The organism is Microvirga sp. P5_D2 (assembly GCF_054049475.1).
Window position 1 is genome coordinate 1 of sequence record NZ_JBFUMH010000345.1, and the last position, 1,953, is coordinate 1,953.

At 59.1% G+C, this 1,953-nt stretch carries 2 protein-coding genes and 1 pseudogene; 2 read left to right on the top strand and 1 reads right to left on the bottom strand.

The window, feature by feature from the left end; genetic code table 11:
• Both ACXJKO_RS31505 and ACXJKO_RS31510 read left to right on the top strand, forming a co-directional pair.
• A pseudogene (locus tag ACXJKO_RS31505) lies at positions 1-413 on the top strand (haloacid dehalogenase); the annotation flags it as partial.
• A gap of 23 nt (positions 414-436) precedes the next feature.
• Positions 437-931, top strand: a complete 495-nt coding sequence (locus tag ACXJKO_RS31510) for an Lrp/AsnC family transcriptional regulator (RefSeq protein WP_457094934.1) — start codon at positions 437-439, stop codon at positions 929-931.
• Positions 932-971: 40 nt separating this feature from the next.
• Here ACXJKO_RS31510 and ACXJKO_RS31515 read toward each other — a convergent pair.
• Positions 972-1,953: NAD-dependent succinate-semialdehyde dehydrogenase (locus tag ACXJKO_RS31515; RefSeq protein ID WP_457094935.1), on the bottom strand; the 982-nt coding region annotated here is incomplete at its 5' end.

The following is a 1,953-nucleotide window of genomic DNA, read 5'->3' on the forward strand; positions in this document are numbered from 1 at the left end:
CGGCAGGCGCGCTTCAGTACTTGAAGAAATACTACAAGCTCGTGATCCTCTCGAACGTGGACAACGAGAGCTTCAGCTACAGCAACAAGCGCCTGCAAGTAGATTTCGACGCCATCTACACGGCAGAAGATATCGGATCCTACAAGCCAAGCCTCAGGAACTTCGAGTATATGCTCGACAAGCTCGGCGGCTTAGGTCTCGCCAAAGGCGACATTCTCCACACGGCCGAGAGCATGTTCCACGATCACAAGCCCGCCAACAGCATGGGGCTTGTATCCTGCTGGATCTATCGCCGACATCAGGACGAGGGTTTCGGAGCAACGATGAATCCGGGCGAGATGCCGAAATACGACTTCCAGTTCACGAGCATGGCCGAGCTCGCCAAGGCGCATCAGGAGCAGCTCCGCGCCTGAGAGCGGTTGCGGGAAAACCGGATATGACGAGGCTACCCAAGCTCGACCGCATCGATCTGAAGATCCTGACGCATCTGCAAAGGGATGCTCAGCTCACGAATGTCCAGTTGGCGGAACTCGTCGGCTTGTCGCCGAGCCCCTGTCTTCAGCGCGTGAAGCGTCTGGAGACAGCAGGCTACATTACCGGATATCGCGCTCTCATCAATCTCTCGAAGGTCGCTGAGAATGTACAGGTCTTCACGGAGGTGACGCTGTCCGATCACCGCCGTGAGGATTTCGTCAAGTTCGAGGCCAGCATTCGCGGTGTTGAGGAACTGCTCGAATGCCATCTCGTCAGCGGCGGATATGACTATCTCATGCGCTTCGTCGTGCGGAGCGTCGCGCATTATCAAGAGGTCATCGAAGCCCTCGTCGACCGCAATATCGGTATCGAGAAATACTTCAGCTACATCGTCCTGAAGACGCCTCTCGCCAAGACCGAACTGCCGATCACCAAGCTGCTGAGCGAGGACGCCTGATTTAGGCGCTGCCGGAATTGTCCGGCAGCGCCTTCCAATCTCACGCCGCCGGGTCGAGGCCGCCGATATGGAGCGTCTTGATCTCAAGGTATTCGTCGAGACCGTATTTCGACCCTTCCCGCCCGAGACCTGATTGCTTGATGCCGCCGAACGGTGCAGTCTCGATGGATACGGATCCGGTATTGAGCCCCACCATTCCGAATTCGAGGCGCTCGGCAACGCGCCAGGACCGGCGGATATCCTGAGTGAAGAAGTAGGATGCCAAGCCGAACGGCGTTGCGTTCGCAATGGCGATAGCCTCGCTCTCGTCCTTAAATCGGAAGAGAGGCGCGAGCGGCCCGAATGTCTCTTCTGACGCGAGAGCCATCTCGGTCGTCGCTTCTCCGAGAACGGTCGGTTCGAAGAAGAGCGTATCGCGCCTGCTCTGACCGCCAGCCAGGATTTGGGCGCCCTTGGACTGTGCGTCATCGATATGCCGGGCCACCTTCTCGATGGCCGCCTTATTGATCAGGGGACCGATGGTGACCCCGGCTTCGAAGCCGCCACCGACCTTCAGCTTGGCGACCTCCGCCATGAGGCGCTGGCTGAAGCGCTCGTAGATGCCGTCCTGCACGAGAATCCGGTTGGCGCACACGCAGGTCTGGCCCGCATTGCGGAACTTGCTGGCCATCACGCCTGCGATGGCAAGATCGATATCGGCATCGTCGAACACGATGAACGGTGCGTTGCCACCGAGTTCGAAGCTGACCCGCTTCACCGTTCCAGCGCATTGCGCCATCAGCAACTGCCCGACACGGGTGGAACCCGTAAAGGAGAGCTTGCGCACAACCGGGTTGGACGTCATCTCGCCGCCGATCCCTTGCGGATAACCGGTCACGACGCTGAACACGCCTTTCGGAATGCCCGCGCGTTCTGCAAGCACAGCCAGAGCAAGCGCGGATAACGGCGTCATTTCCGACGGCTTGACGACAATCGGGCATCCAGCCGCAAGCGCGGGAGCGCATTTGCGCGTGATCATGGCA

Coding starts and splice junctions, on each gene's coding strand:
- ACXJKO_RS31510 (WP_457094934.1), top strand. CDS start 437: ATGACGAGGCTACCCAAGCTCGACCGCATCGATCTGAAGATCCTGACG.